The organism is Pectobacterium sp. 1950-15 (assembly GCF_037136835.1).
In the GTDB taxonomy this organism is placed as follows: domain Bacteria; phylum Pseudomonadota; class Gammaproteobacteria; order Enterobacterales; family Enterobacteriaceae; genus Pectobacterium.
In genome coordinates, this window is the sequence record NZ_JBBBQR010000001.1 from 256,366 (window position 1) to 272,397 (window position 16,032).

15 protein-coding genes are annotated in these 16,032 nt (G+C 52.6%); 8 read left to right on the plus strand and 7 right to left on the minus strand.

Features of this window, described 5'->3' with window-relative positions; translation table 11 throughout:
- Positions 1-32 precede the first annotated feature (32 nt).
- The 4 genes from WCT94_RS01125 to WCT94_RS01140 all read right to left on the minus strand — a co-directional run bounded on the left by WCT94_RS01125 (position 33) and on the right by WCT94_RS01140 (position 5,065).
- Positions 33-1,406, minus strand: a complete 1,374-nt coding sequence (locus WCT94_RS01125; protein ID WP_336867408.1) for an MFS transporter — start codon at positions 1,404-1,406, stop codon at positions 33-35.
- A gap of 212 nt (positions 1,407-1,618) precedes the next feature.
- Positions 1,619-2,641 carry a Zn-dependent oxidoreductase gene (locus WCT94_RS01130; RefSeq protein WP_336867409.1) on the minus strand — a complete coding sequence of 341 codons (1,023 nt, stop codon included), beginning with the start codon at positions 2,639-2,641 and terminating at the stop codon, positions 1,619-1,621.
- A 29-nt stretch (positions 2,642-2,670) separates the two neighbouring features.
- Entirely contained in the window at positions 2,671-3,885 is a 1,215-nt protein-coding gene (gene manD, locus WCT94_RS01135) for a D-mannonate dehydratase ManD (protein WP_336867411.1), read from the minus strand.
- A gap of 280 nt (positions 3,886-4,165) precedes the next feature.
- Complete coding sequence (locus tag WCT94_RS01140; RefSeq protein ID WP_336867413.1) at positions 4,166-5,065, minus strand: LysR family transcriptional regulator; 900 nt, start codon at positions 5,063-5,065, stop codon at positions 4,166-4,168.
- Positions 5,066-5,342: 277 nt separating this feature from the next.
- On the opposite strand from WCT94_RS01140, the gene WCT94_RS01145 reads away from it, so the two are divergent.
- From WCT94_RS01145 to WCT94_RS01170, 6 genes are all read left to right on the plus strand, one after another.
- Positions 5,343-6,308: an alpha/beta hydrolase gene (locus WCT94_RS01145; RefSeq protein WP_336867414.1), complete on the plus strand. Its 966-nt coding sequence runs from the start codon at positions 5,343-5,345 to the stop codon at positions 6,306-6,308.
- Between the two features lie 499 nt (positions 6,309-6,807).
- Positions 6,808-7,506 carry a 4Fe-4S dicluster domain-containing protein gene (locus WCT94_RS01150; RefSeq protein ID WP_012773494.1) on the plus strand — a complete coding sequence of 233 codons (699 nt, stop codon included), beginning with the start codon at positions 6,808-6,810 and terminating at the stop codon, positions 7,504-7,506.
- The gene (nrfD, locus tag WCT94_RS01155; RefSeq protein ID WP_336867416.1) at positions 7,499-8,458 is read left to right on the plus strand and encodes a cytochrome c nitrite reductase subunit NrfD; all 960 of its coding nucleotides are present in this window, start codon (positions 7,499-7,501) and stop codon (positions 8,456-8,458) included. Before WCT94_RS01150 ends, nrfD begins: the two co-directional genes overlap by 8 nt.
- Entirely contained in the window at positions 8,459-9,835 is a 1,377-nt protein-coding gene (locus WCT94_RS01160) for an MFS transporter (protein ID WP_336867418.1), read from the plus strand.
- A 46-nt stretch (positions 9,836-9,881) separates the two neighbouring features.
- Positions 9,882-10,229, plus strand: a complete 348-nt coding sequence (locus WCT94_RS01165) for an FMN-binding protein (protein WP_336867419.1) — start codon at positions 9,882-9,884, stop codon at positions 10,227-10,229.
- Between the two features lie 69 nt (positions 10,230-10,298).
- Positions 10,299-11,828 carry an FAD-dependent oxidoreductase gene (locus WCT94_RS01170; protein ID WP_039272733.1) on the plus strand — a complete coding sequence of 510 codons (1,530 nt, stop codon included), beginning with the start codon at positions 10,299-10,301 and terminating at the stop codon, positions 11,826-11,828.
- 81 nt (positions 11,829-11,909) lie between these two features.
- Here the strand turns inward: WCT94_RS01170 and alkB are convergent, their stop codons facing one another.
- Together alkB and ada are read right to left on the minus strand one after the other, a co-directional pair.
- A complete protein-coding gene (gene alkB / locus WCT94_RS01175) occupies positions 11,910-12,566 on the minus strand; it encodes a DNA oxidative demethylase AlkB (RefSeq protein ID WP_336867420.1) in 657 nt (218 codons plus the stop codon).
- A complete protein-coding gene (gene ada / locus WCT94_RS01180; RefSeq protein ID WP_336867422.1) occupies positions 12,563-13,663 on the minus strand; it encodes a bifunctional DNA-binding transcriptional regulator/O6-methylguanine-DNA methyltransferase Ada in 1,101 nt (366 codons plus the stop codon). Before ada ends, alkB begins: the two co-directional genes overlap by 4 nt.
- Before the next feature lie 242 nt (positions 13,664-13,905).
- Here ada and WCT94_RS01185 point away from each other — a divergent pair, with 242 nt between their 5' ends.
- Both WCT94_RS01185 and WCT94_RS01190 read left to right on the plus strand, forming a co-directional pair.
- Positions 13,906-14,685, plus strand: coding sequence for an L-threonylcarbamoyladenylate synthase (locus WCT94_RS01185; protein WP_336867423.1), 780 nt, complete (start codon positions 13,906-13,908; stop codon positions 14,683-14,685).
- A gap of 180 nt (positions 14,686-14,865) precedes the next feature.
- A complete protein-coding gene (locus WCT94_RS01190) occupies positions 14,866-15,528 on the plus strand; it encodes a DNA-3-methyladenine glycosylase family protein (protein WP_336867425.1) in 663 nt (220 codons plus the stop codon).
- A 23-nt stretch (positions 15,529-15,551) separates the two neighbouring features.
- Here the strand turns inward: WCT94_RS01190 and WCT94_RS01195 are convergent, their stop codons facing one another.
- A complete protein-coding gene (locus WCT94_RS01195) occupies positions 15,552-16,022 on the minus strand; it encodes a multidrug/biocide efflux PACE transporter (RefSeq protein WP_180778124.1) in 471 nt (156 codons plus the stop codon).
- Positions 16,023-16,032 lie beyond the last annotated feature (10 nt).

The following is a 16,032-nucleotide window of genomic DNA, read 5'->3' on the forward strand; positions in this document are numbered from 1 at the left end:
CATCTGCAACCCGAACAATGACCATCTGAACGTTACGCCGCGTCGTCTAATTCATCTAAATCGCGATCTTTGACTTCCGGCATGCAGATAGCCGCAAATAAGCCAATCACAGAGTAGGCAATCAGCATCACGACAATCGGCCACCAGGAACCGGTCATGTTGCAGAAAATACCCGCTAATACCGGACCAAAACCAACGGCAACCAACCCACCGGTTTCTTTGGCAATCGCCATTTGCGTAAAGCGGCTGCGTCCACCGAACATTTCTGCCAGAGTGATATTTTCCAGTGCAAATAATCCCAGCACCGCGAAGTTATGAATAATGATGATGCTGACGATAATCACATTGACGCTATTCTCTTTATCAACAATCAGAGAGAGCATCGGGTAGGCTAGTAATATCGCCGAGATATTCAGAATAATATAAGGTATGCGACGACCGACTTTATCCGACAGCCATCCTAATAACGGAATGGTGATGAAACCGATAATAGAACTGATCATCAAGGCATCTGTCGGAATATACTTCTCGAACAACAGAGTCTGAACCAAATATCCCGCCAGGAAGGTCTGAATTAACCCTGAATTTCCCGCCTGACCGAAACGCAGCCCAACCGCCAGCCAAAATGCTTTGCCTCTGAACATCGACAATATGGATTTTTGCTCGCTTTGCTCAACCACCAGTGCAGGAGACGGCTCTTCAGTACCGGATACATCGTTGCTGACTTTCTCAAAGACCGGGCTTTCTTTCAGGTTCATACGCAGCCAGATCGCAAATATCATCACAACCACGCTGGCCAGGAACGGTACACGCCAGCCCCACGCCAGTAATTCTTCTCTGGAGAGGGCAAAGAACATGAAGGCCCAGATAGCCGTGGCACTAAGCGTACCGCAGTTGGTCCCCATCGCTACCAGTGAGGAAATAATCCCGCGTTTCCCCTTCGGCGCATATTCCGCCAGCATCGTTCCCGCACCGGAGATCTCCGCACCAGCGCCTAACCCCTGCACGATACGCAAGGTCACCAGCAAGATCGGCGCAAAGATACCGATCTGCGCGTAGGTCGGCAGCACGCCGATTAGCGTGGTACAGATACCCATCATGGTAATGGTAATAAAGAGCACTTTCTTTCTACCAATGGAGTCACCCATGCGGCCGAAAATAAAGGCGCCGACGATACGTGCCACGTAGCCTGCGCCATAGGTGCCCATTGCCAGAATCAGCGCCATCGCCGCCGATTGTTCAGGGAAAAAGATTTCATGGAAGACCAGCGCCGCCCCGAGCGAATACAGCTGGAAATCCATAAATTCCAATGCGGTGCCCAGCCAGCCGGACACCGCCGCTTTGACTAAGTCAGAGGTACTTCTTGCAGGCTTATTTTGTCCAGATGCTATCTTATGCTTATTCATATATATACTCTCGACGATTTGTAATTATGGTAGAGCACAGTAAGTAAAATTACCGTTCATCATGGTGTCGCAATCCACTCCAGTCCGTTATTGACGGTCTGGAGTGATTAAGAGAGAAATAATTACTTCAAAGGAATCATTATATTATTCTGTAGTCGATATAGTTTTTCCTTTTATATATCCCCTGTTGCCAATAAAAATATTTATACTCGTCATGCTTCATTAAACGTCAGCAGAACTTTACAGCAGCGCTTTTGATCTTTTTCAAAGACCTCAATCGCCTGAACTACCTGCTGATACTCAAACCGATGCGTAATCAGTTTTGCCGGATCGATACGTTTCTCTTTCAACCACGCGATCACGGTAGGGAATTTGTTGGCATTCAACCGTGATGAGAAGATGGAGAGCTCTTTGCTGGTGATTCCCTGTTGGCTGACCTGACAAGGCTCGCTGGAAAAGCCCATGATGGCGATGCGTGCCGCAGGAGAAGCAATCGTAATCGCTTCCTGCAAAATAGACGGATGGCAGGCGGCGTCAACGATCAGCGTAGGCTTGATATTCAGCGCTTCCAGCTCGTCTTTTAAGGACAGCGACGCGTTGTTGATGACCCTGTCCGCGCCGCTGCGTAATGCCATATCCAGACGTTCAGAAATGCGATCGACGACGATGACTTCCTTCACGTTGAACACGCCTTTGAGCACCTGAACCGAGGTCAATCCCATCGGTCCCGCACCATAAATTAAGGCGACATCCTGCTCCGTCGGCTTCACCTGTGCAGTCACGTTGGCGGAAATCGTGAAGGGCTCGACCATCACGGCAAACTCATCAGGGATCTCATCCGGAATAGTGTGCGCGTTCTTCGCTGGTACGGTGGCATACTCGCTGAACCCGCCGTCACGATGCACGCCCAGCACCACCAGAGAGGTACAGACGTTCGGCTTGCCGATTGAACAAGGGTAGCAGTGGCCGCAGCTCACGACCGGGTCGACCGACACGCGTTCGCCCAGACGGGAGGTGTCCACACCCTCCCCGACAGCTTCAATCACGCCGAAGAATTCATGCCCAATCACGCGCGGGTACTTGGCAAAGGGGTTATGCCCGCGATAGATGTGGCTGTCCGAACCACAGATGCCCGCCAGCTTCACCTTCACCCGAACTTCGCCTGCCGCGGGTTGCGGAATCGGGCGTTCTTCAATCACCAGCGTATTCGGCTGCTGTATCACAATGCTTTTCATGTGTTGACCTCTTATTCCCAATTCCACTCTTACCAATTCCACAACGTGCCATCTTCCAGACGGGCAACCGGCAAATAAGCGGGGTCATAGGGATATTTGGCCGCCAGCTTTTCATCGAACTCAATGCCTAACCCCGGTTTTTCGCCTGGGTGCATGTAGCCGTTATCGAATGTCCAGTTATGCGGGAACACTTCCAGCATTTGCTCCGAATAACCCATATATTCCTGTACGCCGAAGTTTGGCACCCAGAGGTCAAAATGCAGTGCCGCCGCCATGCAAATAGGCGACAGATCCGACGGCCCGTGTGAACCGGTGCGCACCTGATAGAGTGAGGCAAAGTCGGCGATGCGACGCATGCCAGTAATCCCGCCCGCGTGGGTAATCGTGGTACGGATGTAGTCGATGAGCTGTTCTTCGATCAGCTGCTTGCAATCCCAAATACTGTTAAAGACTTCCCCCACCGCAATCGGCGTCACCGTGTGCTGACGGATTAAACGGAAGCACGCCTGATTTTCCGCAGGCGTTGGGTCTTCCATCCAGAACAGACGATAGTCTTCAATGCTTTTGCCAAAGCGCGCCGCTTCAATCGGCGTCAGGCGGTGGTGCATGTCGTGCAGCATGTGCTCGTTGAAGCCAAACTTGTCACGCACCGCTTCAAACAGCTTAGGCGTGAAATCGAGGTATTTTTCCGTCGACCACAGTTGCTCTTCCGGCAAGTTGCCTTTCGTCGCCGGCTCATACGCCAGCCCTTTGCCTTTCGCCATGCCGTAGGTGGTTTTCATACCCGGCACACCGCACTGTACGCGAATCGCCTTAAAGCCCTGATCGCGATGCTTGGCGTAATCGTCCAGCACTTCATCAATCGAGTGGCCCGTCGTGTGGCAATACACCATCACGCCCGTGCGCGATGCACCGCCCAGCAGTTGGTAGAGCGGCATATTGGCGGCTTTGGCCTTGATGTCCCACAGCGCCATGTCGACTGCCGAAATGGCAGACATCGTCACCGGGCCACGACGCCAGTACGCGCCTTTGTAGAAATATTGCCAAATGTCTTCGATCTGGTGCGCATCGCGGCCAATCAGCTGCGGACACACGTGATCTTTGAGGTAAGAGGCGACCGGCAGCTCACGCCCGTTGAGCGTCGCATCGCCAAGGCCGGTTAATCCGCTATCGGTCGTAATTTTCAGGGTGACAAAGTTCCGTCCCGGGCAGGTGACAAACACTTCAGCGCTGACAATCTTCACGTTACTTATCCTTCTGTGCATGTAGCCATTCGTTTATGCTGACTACCATACAAGTATATTAATGGCGATAATTTGAATCGCCTCACATTTATTCACATCTGCAACATTTATCTAAAATCTATGAAGGTCGGGAAGAGAAACCGAGGTGTGTCGAGGGGGTAAAACGTAGGGAGATAAAGGGTAGGCGGCGATTCGTGCGGTCAATGCATCAGGGATGGTAGGAGCGCGAAGCTGCGGTACGCGCGCGGAAGATCCGCGCCTTGTGAACAAGGAAAATGCCCTACCGAACGGACTCGCTGTAGTCTTGCAGGAAATCCAGAAACAGCCGCACCATGGGAATGTTCGTGCTGCGCTTGAGATAGCTAATGGCGAACGTCCTTTTCAGTTGTTCTTCCAGCGGAATCACCGCGACATCGTAAGCGGTCAGGCTTTTGGCGACAGATGAACAGAGGAAGACCACGCCGGACAGGTTGATCACCAGATCCATAATGATGTCCATGTTACTGCATTCACGAAAGTAGCTGGGGTTGATGCCCTGTCGGGTGAAGGATTCGGAAACCGCGGCATGTTCCCCCGTCCCTTTTTGCGGCACGATCAGCTTTTCTTTTACCAGCTGCGGCAAACTTAGCGTCTTATTGTCAGCCAGCGGGTGCGACGTCGCCATCACAGCCACAATGTCATCAATCTGGCAAATGGTGTGATGAAACAATGGATCGTTCAGGTACTCATCAAAAGGCGTCGAGAAAGACAGGTGGATCTCGCCATTGCGCACTCTTTCCAGCAAGTCCGTGCTTACGCCGTCAATGAAAGAGATATCGATATTGGGATAGGCTTTCTGAAACAGGTTAAACATATTGTAGTGGGCCAAACGATTGAAAATCGGGATCACTCCAACCAATAATGCACCATCCGTGCTTTCCTCATAGCTGCTGACAAACTGCTCCAGTTCATAATGTTCCTTAATCATCCCCTGAATTTTGTCAGCAAAGATCTTCCCGAATGGCGTCAGAGAGAACTGCCGGGTGGTTCTGTTAATCAGTTTCCTTTCCGTTTCAAGCTCCAGACGTGCGATCTCCTGCGACAAAAAAGCCTGAGAGATATTCAGTGCCTTCGCCGCTTTAGTGAAACTCCCGACCCGGATGAGTTCCTGATAATAAATCACACGCTTTATGCTGAACATTGTTTTATATTACGCATCAACGATAACTTCTATAATCGGCCATAATAACAATTATAATGATTTGTAAATAATCAAATGTGATTAGATGCACATTTAATTCATGAGAAATAACGTTAATAGTAGATATAGTCAACTTATTATCAACGAGGAAATAATTCATTCATTTAAGACTAAACACCAATAATATTAAAGATTTTTTAATATTACCTTTACAAATATGACATCACCTCTCACAAACAAAAAAAATTTACATACCACTAACAAAAGGACTTAAGATATGGATTATTCAAAAACGACAAAAATAGGGTTAGCGACCTTGGCAATGATGAGCGCGACGGCAATCAATGCAGCACAGACCCAGCATGAAATCACCGTAAAGCAGGAAACGACATCCGTGAAGTTAATCTCTGACGTCGTTTATTCTCAGGTATCGATGCGGGGCTATCCCAACGTTGCATTAAAAATGGATATTCTTCAGCCCGACGCGAAGAAGGCGCTTCCCGTCGTGTTATTCATTACTGGCGGAGGCTTTATTAACGCCAATAAAGATAATTACCTGCAACAGCGCCTGAGCATTGCCGAAGCTGGTTACGTGGTTGCCAGCATGGAATACCGTGTCGCCCCCACCGTTCTTTTCCCCGCGCCGCTGGAAGATGTCAAATCCGCGATTCGCTATCTGCGCGCCAATGCGAAAAAATTCGGTATTGATAGCCAGCATGCCGCGGTATTCGGTGCCTCTGCGGGAGGCTATCTGGCAGCATTTGCCGGAACAACAACGGGTTCAAAAGCCTACGATAAAGGCGATAATCTTGACCAAAGTAGTGATGTCCAGGCCGTCATCGATTTCTATGGTTTATCCGATCTGACGCTCGTCGGTGAAGGTTTCCCTGACGATGTCGTTCAGAAGCACGCATCGTCTTCTTCAACAGAAGCGATCTGGGTCAACGGCACTGCCGTATTTAACGAAGGCGGGCCGATTACCCGCTACCCTGATAAAGCCGCAGCGGCCAACCCGATTAACTTTATCAGCGCCACCACACCGCCGTTCCTGATTATGCACGGCACCAACGACACTGTGGTTTCCCCACGCCAGACCGAACGATTGCACCAGGCTCTGATAGCAAAAAATATCGAATCAACGTACTACCGCGTTAAAGACGCAGAGCACGGTGGGTCGCATTGGCTACAGCCTGAAATCATGAAAATTACCGTGAGCTTTCTTGATAAACACCTAAAACCTTAATACCCGTTTACGGTTTCTAGTCTATTCCTCTATTATTTTGTTAAACAAACGTTAGTGCAAAATACGCACTAACGTTTTTTATTTGTTACGAAAAAACTCATTATTCATTTTACCCCCCCTTTATTAATCACATAAAAAACCGACAATCTGACACACATCAATTATTCGTTTTTATCACAAAAATAAAAATAGCAACTTGCATCCATATAACAGAAACACAATCTCTTAAAATAACGAGAAAAATAAAAATGCATTTATAACAAATCGACATTTGTTATATACGAATCTACAAAAAAACAATTGTGACCCATCGCACACTTAGCCTTTAATTCCCATGCTCCAATAAAACCACAATAACAACGTGGCCTACTGATTATTTTCATCGTAATAACGGAACATTATTCCCTATTAGCGCCACACTGCGAAATATTAACGCTATTGCTGGATTACTACTGTCTAGCGTTCGCGCGGCTATCACCTCAATGTGAAGATTTATAATATGGAAGAATTATCTCGCCGTCGTTTTATTGCCTATATGGGAAGCGCGATTGCCATTAGTGGGCCGGTCGGTTTCGCCAAAGCGCAAAATGAGTCAGAAAACGCACAGGGTAAATTACCCGTGAAATATGGCTTATTGCATAACGAAATGCGCTGTATCGGCTGCAAAGCCTGTATCAAAGCCTGTAAAGAGACCAATAACGTGCCCGATGGTGTCACTCGGCTGGATATACTGCAAACCGTCGATATTCCTGCCGTCGAGAAGACGCGCGCCATTAAGCAATTTTTCCGCAAATCCTGTCAGCACTGTGAAAACCCGCCCTGCGTTGCGGTCTGCCCAACGGGAGCCTCCTTCAAAGACGCGCTCACCGGGATCGTTGATGTCAACGATAAACGCTGCGTGGGCTGCCGCTACTGCATTGCCGCCTGTCCTTACCATGTGCGTTTCATCAACCCAGTCACAAAGACGGCAGATAAATGTAACTTTTGTCGGCAAACCAATCTGGCCGCCGGAAAGCAGCCCGCCTGCGTCGAAATCTGCCCCACCAAAGCCTTGGTATTTGGCGATCTCAACGATCCTGAAAGCAACATTGCCAAGATGATCGCCAGCAACGCGACCTACCGCTCCAAGGTTTATCTGGGCACCGAACCCCAACTCTATCGTATGCCGGGGAAACGAGGAGAAATCGACAATGCATAACGCCTTCACGTTCGACACGCTGGTATGGGACTGGCCCATCGCCGTTTATCTTCTTCTGGTCGGTATTTCAGCGGGCATGGTCACGCTCTCGATGCTCCTCAGGCACTACGTTCCCAGCGAGTATCACGGCAGTAATCGCATCATCAAAGCCACCGCCATCGTGGCTCCGCTCGCCGTCATTCTCGGGCTGGCGATCCTGATTTTTCATCTGACTCAACCGCTGACCTTCTGGTACTTGATGGTCTTTTACAACCCGACGTCCATCATGTCGCTGGGCGTAATGCTCTTTCAGGTGTACTTCGTCGTGATGCTGTTATGGCTCATCACGCTTTATCATGACGGGTGGCTGACGCAGCTTGAGGCCGTCTGGCATCGGCCTGCGCTGGCGGCGCAAGCGCGTAAGCTGGCGGCGATGGTCGTCAACAAGGCCGCGATAATTGAAAACCTGCTGCTGGTGCTGGCCATCCTGCTCGGCTGCTATACCGGCTTCCTGCTGTCCGCGTTGAAATCGTTCCCGCTCTTGAATAACCCCGTTCTGCCCGTCCTGTTTCTGGTATCCGGCACCACCTCCGGCATTGCCGTCATGCTGCTGGCCAGCGCGTGGGGGAACACGACCTCAAGCCATTCACGCTCCCTGCATTTCATCCACCGCGTGGAAACACCGGTGGTGTACGCCGAACTGTTCCTGCTGTTCGCGTTTTTTATCGGGCTGCTACTTGGCGGCGGACAAAAGGTTGTCGCCGCACAGACTGCGCTCTCGGGCTTCTGGGGCGGCGTATTCTGGATTGGCATTATCGGTATCGGCATTGTGATTCCCTCTATTGCCAATCGGGTGCGCAAGCCTTCTCATGCCGGTAAAGGCCAGTTGATTACATTAGCCGTCATGAGCCTGTTCGGCGTGTTTCTGCTACGACTGTTCGTGCTTTATGCCGGACAAATGACGGTGGCCTGAATGAATACGTCATGGGTCTTATTCTGGATTGCTTCGGTTACCTTTTTCATGCAGTCCCTGGATACCACCATGGTGTATGTCGCCATCCCCGCCATTGCGCAGTCGCTACACCAGCCCGTGTTGCATATGGAGGCGATTGTGATCGCCTACATTGTCACGGTTGTCGCGTTTACGCCGGCCAATAGCTGGCTGGCGGAACGGTTGGGAGAGAAGAAAACCTACCAGATCGCCATCGCCACGTTCACGATCGGCTCGCTGCTGTGCATGACGGCAACCACGCTCGGCAGCTTAAGCATGTTCCGCTTTATTCAGGGCATCGGCGGTGCGCTCATGCTGCCCATCATCAGAACCGTTATATTGCGCACCACGCCGCAGAGTCTGAAATTACGCTTCCTGAATCGAGTGACCTTATTGGGATTACTCGGCACCCTGCTCGGCCCCGTTGTCGGTAATATTCTGGTTAGCTTGCTCTCGTGGCAGGCGATATTCCTCGTTAATATCCCGCTGGCTTTAGTCTGCTTTTTTCTGGCAAGCCACACTATTCCTGTTGCGCCACTAAAAGAGACATCTCGCACCGGCGCCTATGAATTAGCCTTTCCCATTTTGATGTTATTTCTCGTGGCTTTCATGCTAACCACCGCCACGAAAAATATATTGCCAACGTTCGTCATGTTATTTCTTTCTTGCAGCACGTTGGGGCTGGTGTTGCTTTACTATCGGCAGCACCTCATCGCAGAAACCGCGCTATTCCCCCGCGCACTGTTTGGTATCAGAACCTTTTCTGTCGGCATGATTGGCGGCATCGCGACGCGCACGCTGCTGGCATCAACGCCCGTCGTCCTGTCGTTAATGCTACAAACGACGCTGGCCTGCGAACCTGCGGAAACCAGCCTGATTCTGCTGCTTTTTTCCAGCGGCGCACTGCTGTCAAAGCTGCTGTTTGAACCGCTGGTCAAGCGTACTGGCTACCGGCGGCTATTGATGCTGACAACCGGCGTGACATCGCTATGCATCCTCGCCCTGAGCGCCGCCGTGCAGGAGCAATCGATGCTCCTCATCGGTATTATTGCCATGATATTAGGCGTGCTGATTTCGACCTTATATTCAGCAGAAAGCACCCTGGCCTTTAGCAACCTGAATAACAGCACATACCACAGCGGCAATAATCTGCTGACCATTAGCCAGTTACTGTCCGTCATGCTCAGTATGACGCTGACGTTTCCGATATTACGTTTTCTTTCTCAGTTTGAAATCCTCTTCAACCTTAACCCTTTCAGCCTGCTGTTTTTATTACTCGGCATCGGTTTACCAATGTGCTGCCTGATATTCAGGCCCCTCAATAACGACGACGGCTATCACTTTATTCATGGGAGATAACCTTGTGATTCAGCGTATTTATTCAAAAACGATGGGAAATATTGATATGAAAATCTGCTCAGGAATGCTTCCACTCTGCCTGCTATTCGCAGTGGGCACCGCGGTCGCACAAGACGGGAGCTTTAAAGCCGGTACCTACTCCGCCGCCAGACAGGGTATCGGCGGGGACGTCACCGTCACGCTCGACATCGATGCACAGGGGAAAGTCCTCAAATCGACGATTGATGCCCCGGAAGAAACGCCGGAAGTCGGCGGGGAAGCGGCCATCGAACTCGCCAAAACCATGACCGAAAAACACAGTATTGAGGTTGATGGCGTGTCCGGCGCCACGATGACCAGCGGCGCGGTGAAAGAAGCGGCGGAAGACGCGTACTCACAGGCTAAGGCGAATTAATACCGTTGGTCCTCCACGTACAACGCACGGCTGCGCGGTAAAAATATTAATAACATTAAGGAAAACATCATGAAACGCTTCAGAAAAAGTGTACTCGCGACGTTCTGTCTCTCGATGATGAGCTGGTCTGCTGCACAGGCAGCGGACGCGGCGAAACCGGAAATCCCGAAAAGCGCCGATATCGTTATTATCGGCGCGGGAGCGGCAGGCACCTCGGCAACCATGGCCGCTGCCGAGAAAGGGGCGAAAATCGTCTTACTGGAAAAACAGCCAATTGTCGGCGGCACCGGTAACTTTGCCGAAGGCATCTTCGCCGCCAACAGCAGCATGCAGAAACGCCAGGGGATTGTGGTGACACCCGATATGGCCTTTAAGACCATCATGGATTACAGCCATTGGATGGCCAACCCCTTCGTGGTGCGCGCCTTCGTAAACCGCTCTGCCGACACGATTGAATGGGTGAAATCGAAAGGCATCAAGTTTGAATACATCGGCCCCGGCGGCCCTGGCGGCATGCTGACCTGGCATGTGATCGACGGCCCCGGCCACGGTCGCCACCTGATCAAAACATTCCACGAACAGTTCAAAAACATGGATGTCACCACGCTGGTGAAGACAGCAGGCAAAGATCTGGTCGTGAAAGATGGCAAGGTGACGGGCGTTATCGCACAAGATAGCGACGGCAACACCGTCCAGATCGACGCGAAGGCCGTCATCATCGCGACCGGCGGCTACGCCAACAACAAAGAAATGCTGCAAAAATACGCCGCCTTCCCTGACACCATTATGGTCGGTAACGTCGGTAAAGACGGCGATGGAATTAATATGGCCTGGAAAGCCGGTGCCAAACCGGACGGTCTCGGCCTGCTGCAAGCCTATCGCCCCGGCTTGCCAGACTACGCGCCGAATTCACACCTGCTGGCCGCCGCGCGTCAGCCCTATCTGTGGGTTGACCAACACGGCCGCCGCTTTACTGATGAATCCAACGTCATCATCTGGCCACACTCCGGCAATGCGCTGTCAAAAGCGGGCGGTATCATGTATTCCATTTTCGACGAAACCTCCCGCAAGCATTATGTCGAAGACGGCATTGATGTGCCGATTGGCGAATGGGTGATCGCCAATACCAAGCTGACGAAATTCGATAGCGAATTTACGAAGGAAAGTCAGAAAAACCGTGGCTTCGTCTTCAAATCCGCCACCGTTGACGGGCTGGCGAAAGAGATGGGCGTTGATGCTAGCGTGCTGAAGCAGACACTGGAAGAGAACAACAAGTTTGCGACGCAAAAACGGGACGACGTGTTTAATAAAAACATGGATTACCTGCGTCCAGTCAAAACCGGCCCGTTCTATGCGGTAAGAATGCAGCCTGCCGCGCTGGGCACACTCGGCGGCGTGAAGATTGATGAGAAAATGCAGGCAATCGATAAATCTGGCGAGGTCATTCCAGGTTTGTACGTCACGGGTAACGATGCGGCCGGTATGTATGGCGATACCTATGACCTGCTGTTAGGCGGCGGCACATTTGGCTTTGCGCTCAACTCCGGTCGTATCGCGGCAGAAAGCGCCCTCGATTACATGAAGTTCAGCAAAAAATAAGCCCTACCCTTAACCTAGTCTCGATCGTTTGAACTTCGAGAGACGCGGGGCGACCACAGGGGAAACCTCCCTGTGGTTCCCCTATCCGGCTTTACGAAATGTCAGGTTAAAACGGCATTCGTCGGACATCCCTTCCGGTACGCTGCCGCTTTTCAATGGCAGAATACCGTGGAAATAGAGCCGTGATTCACCGCCCCAGACCACCACATCGCCATGCGTCAGCGCCACACGCTGCGCTTTATCACTGCGCGCCATGCCGCCAAACAGGAACGTCGCGCTGAGCCCCAGCGAGACGGACACGATCGGCTGACGAAAATCCCGTTCGTTTTTATCCTGATGCAGAGACATTCGTGTACCGACGTCATAGCGGTTGATGAGGCAGGCATCCGGTTCAAAATCAGCAAAACCGGCTTCACTCGCGGCCTGCTTCGCCAGCCGGAAAAAGGCTTCCGGCATGGCGGGCCACGCCTCTCCGCTCAGCGGATCGCATGGCGTGTAGCGATAGCCGCGTTCATCCGTCACCCAGCCGAGTTTCCCGCAGTTGCTCATCGCCACCGACATCACAAAGCCACCCGGCGTCACCATATTCCGCAGCGGCGCACGCGCGGTGACGGCTTTCAGCGCCGCAAGTAACGCCGGAGCGTCATCATAGGCGCGTCCACGCAGGATAAACGCCCCCGAAGCCAGTGTTTCCGTCCAGCGACGCGGCGCTTCATCGGCAAATAAATCAAAATTCACGATAACGGCTCCCCTTGCGGATGCGTGCCCTGTTCTTTCTCCAGCAGGGCGCGTTTACGCACAACGCCCCAGCGATAGCCAGATAGCGCCCCATCATGCCGGACTACGCGATGGCAGGGAATGGCAACCGCCAGCCGGTTGGCCGCACAGGCACCCGCGACCGCGCGCACGGCGGCTGGCGTACCAATACGTTCGGCAACCTCACGGTAGCTCAGCGTTTCTCCTGCGGGGATCGCCCGCAGCGCCTGCCAGACACGCTGTTGGAATGCCGTACCGCGAATATCCAGCGGCAGCGTCAGCCCGATGGCCGGATCGTCGACAAACCCGACAACCTGCGCCATCCGTTGTTCAAACGCCACATCGGCGCCGATCAACTGTGCGTGAGTGAACATTTCCTGAAGCGAGTTGAGCAAAAGTTCAGGATCGTCTCCCAGCAGGATCGCGCAGATCCCCTTCTCGCTTTCCGCCACCAGCACCTCACCGAGTGAACAGCGGCCAACGGCAAAGCGGATCGTCATCCCTTTCCCTTTGTTCTGAAACGCCGTTGGCGTCATCCCTAAATGCGCGCCCGATGCGGCATAAAAACGCCCGCTAGCGTCATAGCCCGCTGCCGTAATCGCGGCGGTGACCGCACGCTTTTCCACCAGCTGTTCACGTAGCTGGCGATGACGGTGGCCGCTGGCATACTGTTTGGGCGTCAGGCCGGTTAGATTTTTAAACACGCGATGAAAATGGAACGCGCTTATCCCCACGGCCTGAGCCAGCACTGCCAGCGTCGGCGGAGATTCTGACTGCTCAATTATCCGGCACGCGTGGGCAATTTGCTGCGCCTGCTGTTCCTGCCGCGACAGCGTTCCCTGACGACACCGCTTGCACGGACGGAATCCCGCCGCCTGCGCCTCACCGGCCGTCGCGAAAAACACCACATTTTCACGTCGGGGCTGGCGCGACGCACAGGAAGGCGCACAGTAAACCCCCGTCGTCTTCACCGCATAGATAAAGCAGCCGTCAGCCGCGCTATTGCGCGTCACTACCGCCTGCCAGCGCGAGTCGGCATCCTGAAACGGCGTATCACCCAGCATCGTATCGTTACGCATTTGTACACCTCACTCCAATCTCGGCATTACTGCCAATCTTACTATTACTGAAAGTCATGCCATGCGCTAACGCTAAACCGAAGCGACCTTGGGTACACGTCCCACTCTTGCTTTTTCATTCGGCTCACCCCGATGTTGCTATTTCCATCGACATCTATGGTTACTTTTTGAACAAACCTGTGATGCGAATACATGGTACACGGTGAAGCTCAGGTTTTTTTCTCTGCAAGCGGAGGGTAAACATGAGCGGAAATAGCGTTCACTGGAATGGCGGTTTGCATCATGATGCCGTGCAAGTGATGTCACGTGGCGGGGGAATCATCGTTTCGCCAACCAAAGTGGGTTACATCATCATGGCTTCAGACAAGACCGGGCTGGAACGAAAATTTGATGCCAAACAGCGCAACCGCAACAAGCCGGGTGTCGTGCTGTGTGGTTCCCTCACGCAGCTGAAAGCGCTGGCGCAGTTGAATCCAGAAATCGAGCAGTTATATCAACGCCATTGGGACGCCGATGTACTGCTCGGCTGCATCCTGCCCTGGCGCGATGAGGCCTTAGCGCAGATCCCTAAAGATGGCTCGAAAGCGCTGATGATGGATGACCGCAAAACCAGCTGCTTTGTGATTAAATTCGGTAAACCGAGTGAAATCCTCACGCAGGCGCTGTGGGAAAAGTACGGTAAATTAACCTTTGCCAGTTCAGCCAATCCATCAGGCAAAGGAAACCGAGGCGAGGTAGAAGGTATCGGTGAACGGATCAGTGCCTTTGCCGATCTGATTATCGAAGCCGACGATTACGTGAAATCTATCCAGCCGAATAAGTCCCATGACACACGCTATGAGCAAGGCGTGATGGTGTCGATGGTGGATACGGACGGTCAGTTGATACCAGAACAGAAAGGCAGACGAAGCGTGTATCCATGCCCGACGCTGATACGCAAGGGGCTGGATGTGGACAAGGTGATGTCGCTACTGTCTGACACCTTCACCACCTGGGACTATCGCCACGGCGAGTATTATTAACGCGTAACAGCGGCATCGCCTGCCGCTGAAATCTCCCCTCTGGCCGTTCCCGCGACAGCATGTAATCCCCCTCGCCACTTCTTGCTTTTTTATCCGAATAATCCTTTCCACATGGCGCGCCATGCGGCAATCTCCTATGCTCGTTTTCTGCCCTTTGCATTCTCATCACGGAAGCCGTTTATGCCATCCCATCCGCCGTTGGATTTCACGCAGCAGGCCAAAACCCATCTCAGCGCCATCAATGCGCGCTGGGCCAGCCTGATCGAACAGGTTGGCGATTGTCGCCATCAGACCGCGCCACACCGGGAACCCTATGAGGCACTAATGCGTGCCGTTGCCTATCAGCAACTGACGACGCGAGCCGGGGACGCGATGGTCGCGAAGCTCCTGCGGGTCCATGACGATGCCTTTCCCAGCCCGGAACAGATGCTGGCCTGCTCCACCGACACACTGCGGCAGTGCGGTTTTTCCGCTCGTAAAGCGGATACGCTACACGGTATCGCGCAGGGAGCGCTGAGCGGTTTGGTGCCCAGCCTCGAACAGGCCGCAGAGAGGGATGATGACACGCTCATTCAACAGTTGACGTCGCTCAAGGGGATCGGGCGCTGGACGGTAGAAATGTTTTTGATTTATTCGCTCGAACGCACCGACATCATGCCGCTCGACGATCTCGGTATTCGGCAGGGGTTACGCTACGTTTATGATTTGCAGGACATGCCGAAACCGCGCGATTTGCAGGCACTGAGCCTTCACTGTCAGCCTTATCGCACGGTGGCGTCATGGTATTTATGGCGATCGCTGGAGCTACCGGCGTATCAGCACTTTAAACTGACACACCGGTAACGCAGGGAACTCACACAAATGAATCAGCGCAGACGGGAGCTGGTCGACACCTGACGAACGTGGCGACGGCGGTTCACTATGCGCTCCCGCAGGGTATCGTAGGCCCAGTTATACACCACGGTGTACGGCAGGAAGAACAGGAAGAAACCGATCTCCACCATCAGCGCCTGCCACAGCGTGACGTTCAGCATCCACGCCGCCAGCGGCAAACCAATCAGGATAAAACCGCCTTCAAACCCCAGCGCGTGGGCGATACGAACCGGCAGCCGACGCTTAACGCGATCCGCAGGCCACAGACGATCGAATATCGTGTTGTAGATCATATTCCAGATCATCGCGACGCTGGACAGCATGATGGCCAGTGCCCCCATATCGAAGAGTGGCTTATTCAGCAGCCAGGCACCCGCCGGCGCACAGATCGACAACGCGATCAGTTCAAAGCCCACCGCATGGTACACACGCTCACGTAAGGTTTTGCTGGTTTTGTTCTGCATAGCACATTCA

Bases quoted from the DNA above. Each gene is read 5' to 3' on its own strand.
- WCT94_RS01145 (WP_336867414.1), top strand. From the start codon at position 5,343: ATGGATTATTCAAAAACGACAAAAATAGGGTTAGCGACCTTGGCAATG.
- ada (WP_336867422.1), bottom strand. From the start codon at position 13,663: ATGCGTAACGATACGATGCTGGGTGATACGCCGTTTCAGGATGCCGAC.
- WCT94_RS01125 (WP_336867408.1), bottom strand. From the start codon at position 1,406: ATGAATAAGCATAAGATAGCATCTGGACAAAATAAGCCTGCAAGAAGT.
- WCT94_RS01170 (WP_039272733.1), top strand. From the start codon at position 10,299: ATGAAACGCTTCAGAAAAAGTGTACTCGCGACGTTCTGTCTCTCGATG.
- WCT94_RS01160 (WP_336867418.1), top strand. From the start codon at position 8,459: ATGAATACGTCATGGGTCTTATTCTGGATTGCTTCGGTTACCTTTTTC.
- WCT94_RS01165 (WP_336867419.1), top strand. From the start codon at position 9,882: ATGAAAATCTGCTCAGGAATGCTTCCACTCTGCCTGCTATTCGCAGTG.
- nrfD (WP_336867416.1), top strand. From the start codon at position 7,499: ATGCATAACGCCTTCACGTTCGACACGCTGGTATGGGACTGGCCCATC.
- WCT94_RS01140 (WP_336867413.1), bottom strand. From the start codon at position 5,065: ATGTTCAGCATAAAGCGTGTGATTTATTATCAGGAACTCATCCGGGTC.
- WCT94_RS01185 (WP_336867423.1), top strand. From the start codon at position 13,906: ATGAGCGGAAATAGCGTTCACTGGAATGGCGGTTTGCATCATGATGCC.
- WCT94_RS01195 (WP_180778124.1), bottom strand. From the start codon at position 16,022: ATGCAGAACAAAACCAGCAAAACCTTACGTGAGCGTGTGTACCATGCG.
- WCT94_RS01150 (WP_012773494.1), top strand. From the start codon at position 6,808: ATGGAAGAATTATCTCGCCGTCGTTTTATTGCCTATATGGGAAGCGCG.
- WCT94_RS01190 (WP_336867425.1), top strand. From the start codon at position 14,866: ATGCCATCCCATCCGCCGTTGGATTTCACGCAGCAGGCCAAAACCCAT.
- WCT94_RS01130 (WP_336867409.1), bottom strand. From the start codon at position 2,641: ATGAAAAGCATTGTGATACAGCAGCCGAATACGCTGGTGATTGAAGAA.